4 protein-coding genes and 1 pseudogene are annotated in these 4241 nt (G+C 59.1%); 3 read left to right on the plus strand and 2 right to left on the minus strand.

All coding sequences use genetic code 11. From position 1 onward, the window contains the following. Positions 1 to 247 precede the first annotated feature (247 nt). Positions 248 to 844, plus strand: coding sequence for a recombinase family protein (locus tag OQZ28_RS17120; protein ID WP_034927982.1), 597 nt, complete (start codon positions 248 to 250; stop codon positions 842 to 844). Positions 845 to 877: 33 nt separating this feature from the next. Here OQZ28_RS17120 and OQZ28_RS17125 read toward each other — a convergent pair. Together OQZ28_RS17125 and OQZ28_RS17130 are read right to left on the minus strand one after the other, a co-directional pair. Continuing rightward, a pseudogene (locus tag OQZ28_RS17125) lies at positions 878 to 1147 on the minus strand (site-specific integrase); the annotation flags it as partial. Next, a complete protein-coding gene (locus OQZ28_RS17130) occupies positions 1144 to 1464 on the minus strand; it encodes a WGR domain-containing protein (RefSeq protein WP_039732530.1) in 321 nt (106 codons plus the stop codon). The pseudogene OQZ28_RS17125 and the gene OQZ28_RS17130, both read right to left, overlap by 4 nt. A 536-nt stretch (positions 1465 to 2000) precedes the next feature. Here OQZ28_RS17130 and OQZ28_RS17135 point away from each other — a divergent pair. Together OQZ28_RS17135 and OQZ28_RS17140 are read left to right on the plus strand one after the other, a co-directional pair. Beyond that, the gene (locus tag OQZ28_RS17135) at positions 2001 to 2993 is read left to right on the plus strand and encodes a DMT family transporter (RefSeq protein WP_039732528.1); all 993 of its coding nucleotides are present in this window, start codon (positions 2001 to 2003) and stop codon (positions 2991 to 2993) included. A gap of 358 nt (positions 2994 to 3351) precedes the next feature. Then, the gene (locus tag OQZ28_RS17140; protein ID WP_458136680.1) at positions 3352 to 4158 is read left to right on the plus strand and encodes a Fic family protein; all 807 of its coding nucleotides are present in this window, start codon (positions 3352 to 3354) and stop codon (positions 4156 to 4158) included. Positions 4159 to 4241: the final 83 nt, after the last annotated feature.

Genomic DNA, 4241 nt, shown 5'->3' on the forward strand with positions numbered 1-4241 from the left:
GTGTAAAATGTCTCGTGATCTCGCGATCATCGACAGAAGGCTCGTAATGTCGGGCGAGAGCTTCACGGGTCAGAAGACGGCGCCGCGCCATGATCGGATGTCTCCTTCATGTGTCCGGAAGGGGATCGTTGGACGGACTGTCCCGGACAAGTGCAACACGTCATGGAATACAGCCGTGTGCTGTGTCTCATAAAGGTGGTACCATATGTTTTGCAGTCATGGGGCCTTATACGTTACACTTTCCCGTATGACACACATAATGATCGGCTATGCCCGCTGCTCGACGGACAAACAGGATCTCGCGGCCCAGCATCAGGAACTGCTCAAACTCGGTGTTTCTGCCGATCGTATTTACACCGACAAGGGCTTCACCGGCACGAACCGGGAAAGGGCCGGCCTTGACCAGGCACTGGCGGCTGTTCGTAGTGGCGATACTTTGGTCGTACCAAAGCTTGATCGACTGGCCCGCTCTGTCCCTGATGCACGGCTTATTGGCGACAGCCTGGCATCCCGTGGCGTGAAGCTTCAACTTGGGAACAGTATTCACGATCCGTCTGATCCAATGGGCAAGTTGTTCTTCAACATCCTTGCGACTTTCGCGGAGTTTGAAGCCGATCTGATCCGGATGCGTACTCGTGAAGGGATGGCCGTTGCACGCGACAAAGGTAAACTACGCGGAAAGAAATCCAAGCTTTCTGAACGTCAGCAAAAAGAGCTTCGCCGGATGTATGATACCGGCGATTACTCCATCAGCGATCTTTCAGAACTGTTTTCTATTTCTCGGCCAACTGTCTATCGAACTCTCAGCAGAACAGCCTCAACGTTCTTGTTGGGTTCACTCTAAGCGTACGTAAAGTACACTTTCGTGTCGTGACCCCTTCTTGAGCGTGGCGAACACCAGCACGCCGCCGGCGAGATCCACCCGGTCCGCCGTCAGGGCGAGGGCCTCGGACAGGCGGCAGCCCGACCAGGCCAAGGTCATGCACAGCGTGCGGGCCTCGCGCGGCGCCTGCTCGGCCGCGCGCAGGAACCGTGCGCGCTCGGCAACCGTGAGGTATTTGCGGCTCCCGTCGTGGTCGAACAGCTGCATCCCGCCGGGGGCGCCGGCCGGGGTCACCCGCTGTCCCGGTTTTGAGGGGCCGCTCATCCGGCCGTCCTGTCGCGGTAACCCCGCCGGCGCTTGGCCCGAAGCTGGCGGGCGAGGGCGTCGAGCGCCTGCCCGGCATCATGATGCAGTTCGCAGACCTGCCGCCCAGCCGTCCCGATCCGTCCCCACTGCCGCACCAGGGCGGTACCGCCGAACAGGTCGGGCTGCAGCGACAGATGGTAGAAGCGCCAGCAGTTGGCGGCCGGGTCCACGCGCACCAGCGCCGCCGTTTCGGGGAACAGCGACAGCTGGCGAGGCGGCCGGACAGGGGCCTTCGGCGCGGGTCTGGGCATATGATCCCGAAAAGTGTAACACATGTCCCCCGCCCCGGACAGGAAAACCGCCGCTGACACGGGACAGGCCGGCCGGTTTCAGGCCCGGCCTGTTACACTATTGCCCATAGTGTATCCTTTCATAAGCCTTACGGCTTATGAAGAGGAGTACAACATCATAGTGTATCATATCATGGGATTATCATCTCGTTGAGACGTTATCACTCTCAATCCAATAGAGCCGACAAGCGGGGGAAACCGCTCAGTCCTGTTTGGATTAAACCTGTGATAAAGTCGCCTGTCCGCTTCAGGCAGTTTTTGTTCGAAATGAGTTCGCAACAACGTCGAAACTTAAACCGACAACGGAAAGTCGGCCATACCGTTTGCCAGCAGGCACAAGAGGCGATCTTGGGCTGTTCGCTATCTCCCACACAGACAGCGGACGTTTGATTTGCCCTGCTCCGGATAGCAGAAATGAGCGATTCCGAGCGCCGCCGTAAACCCTGGCCTCCTGTGTGGTCCTCTTTCATATTCGCCATCAATGAATGATGCTTCCTACAAACACCGAAAGGAATAGCGGGATGACGCCTGGCAGGTTGGGAATGGGGCTGGCATATGGAATGGCGGCGGGAGCGCTATGGGGATTGGCCTTCCTGGCACCTGAACTCGCGGCTGACTTCACACCGCTGCAGCTGTCCACCGGGCGGTATCTGGCTTACGGCCTCTTTTCCGGACTGATGCTGATACCCCGTTGGAAGACGCTGGGACCGCTCATCGGGAGAAGGGAATGGCGGGCATTGATCGGGCTCGGACTGCTCGGCAACGTCCTCTATTATGTCCTGCTATCCTATGCGGTCCGGCTGAGTGGCATTGCCATGACGTCGCTAATCATCGGATTGTTGCCGGGGTTGCTGACCGTGATAGGCAGCCGGGGCGTGAATGCAGTGCCGTTGCGAAAGCTGGCTCCGACGCTGGTATTCGGCCTGGCAGGTATTACATGTGCCAGTTGGGGCAGGCTGGAACACGCTGCACCGGGGGGTATAGGCATACAAGTGACCGGGTGGTTCTGCGCCCTTCTGGCTCTGGTGTCATGGACTATTTTCGCCGTTCTAAATCAACAGTGGCTGGAACGCCTGCACCAGATATCTTCCCATGACTGGAGTCTGTTGACGGGCGGCGCAACCGGCGTGCTCACCCTGCTGTTGGCTGGACCGGCCTTCATGCTGACGGTGCCGGGCAATCACGATGGTATCATGCACGGCATACATGAATGGGCGGGACACAGCGCCCTTGACTGGGCGCGCTTCATTGCGGTTGCAACCGGCATCGGAATCCTTGCGTCGATCGTGGGTAATGCCTTCTGGAACCGGATGAGTCGCCTGCTCCCCATGACACTGGCCGGGCAGATGATTTTATTCGAGACGTTGTTCGCTCTGCTGTATGGTTTCCTGTGGGATCATCGGGTTCCTACTTTTCCTGAAACACTCGCGATCCTTTTTGTTAGCGTGAGCGTATTGTCGGGCGTGATGGTTCATCGGCACCAGACCGACGTTGTCGCTTTGGAACCTTCCTGAATGGTCAACTGCGTATTGAAACGGTGGAGGTGTCCGCGCGACTACACTATCGCGCATGAAGTCCAGAATGTCAGCCCGCAGGCGAATTATCCGTGTCTGGAAGGCGGACATGTCTGCTTCAGGTAAATGCCTGGGTAACTGCGGGTGTCATGAATGAGGCGTTAACAGCCTGTCCGGTAATCCATATTACCGGACAGGTTCGGAAGCTGAAGGGATTTTTCATCCACCTCACCTGCGGCCGCCCGCACAACGTGGCAGAACCTTGCGCAAGAGCCCACTCCTGGCAAACATGATTAATATTTTAACAAAAAACTTAATTATGTTAGGAAAATCCGGTCTCTGGAAAAGGTTGGGCAGGATGAAGCGTGAGGATCTGGCCGGCGGGATCCGGGACTGTCTGCAGCGGCTACCCGCCCCCTATGCCCAGCATTACGGGGTCGTGCCCCCGTCGCCGCCTGAAGCGGGCCTTGTGCTGGGCGATGCCGCCGCCCGCCATGGGCAGGCCCTGTCCGCCCTGGGTGAAATCGCCGCCCTCGCCCGCACCCTGCCTGATCCGTACCTGATCAGCCGCGTCCTGAGCCGTCAGGAAGCCCTCAGTAGTTCCGCCCTGGAAGGCACGCACAGCACCCTCAATGAGCTGCTGGTGGTCGATGAGGACGACCAGGGCGCTTCCCATGCCACCCGGCAGGTCCACGACTATGCGCGGACCTTGGAACAGTTCCTGCCACAGGCCTCTAGCGAAGGCCCGACCCTCTTCCGCCTGCCCACCGTGCTGGCGCTCCATCAGGCGGTCATGCAGCATGACCCGGCCTATCGCGGGACACCCGGCACCCTGCGCCGGGATGTGGTCTGGATCGGCGGGACAGGGCATATCGCCTATTCGACCTATAACCCGCCCCCTCCCGATCAGGTGGCAGCCTGTCTGGAGGCCACGCTGAACTACATGCAGGCCGACGGGATGCAGCAGATGACCCAGTCCCTCATCACCCGGATGGCCATCGCCCATGCCCATTTCGAGGCCGTGCATCCGTTCAGCGATGGCAATGGCCGGGTTGGCCGCCTGCTGCTTCCGCTGATGATGGCCGCTGACGGCCAGGTCCCCCTGTATCTTTCCCCCTATATGAGGCCATCGTGTGGATGGTACGCTAAACAACGTTTGGCATGAACAATAAAGGAACGATCAGGCGGCACGAGCCTGTTTCGACAGATTGAGCGTCTTGCGGCCCGCAGAAGCTGCGGCTTTGTCCC

It is taken from the genome of Komagataeibacter sp. NFXK3 (assembly GCF_054182245.1).

Excerpts from the sequence above, each read along its gene's own strand:
- OQZ28_RS17120 (WP_034927982.1), top strand. The coding sequence starts at position 248 with ATGACACACATAATGATCGGCTATGCCCGCTGCTCGACGGACAAACAG.
- OQZ28_RS17130 (WP_039732530.1), bottom strand. The coding sequence starts at position 1,464 with ATGTGTTACACTTTTCGGGATCATATGCCCAGACCCGCGCCGAAGGCC.
- OQZ28_RS17135 (WP_039732528.1), top strand. The coding sequence starts at position 2,001 with ATGACGCCTGGCAGGTTGGGAATGGGGCTGGCATATGGAATGGCGGCG.
- OQZ28_RS17140 (WP_458136680.1), top strand. The coding sequence starts at position 3,352 with ATGAAGCGTGAGGATCTGGCCGGCGGGATCCGGGACTGTCTGCAGCGG.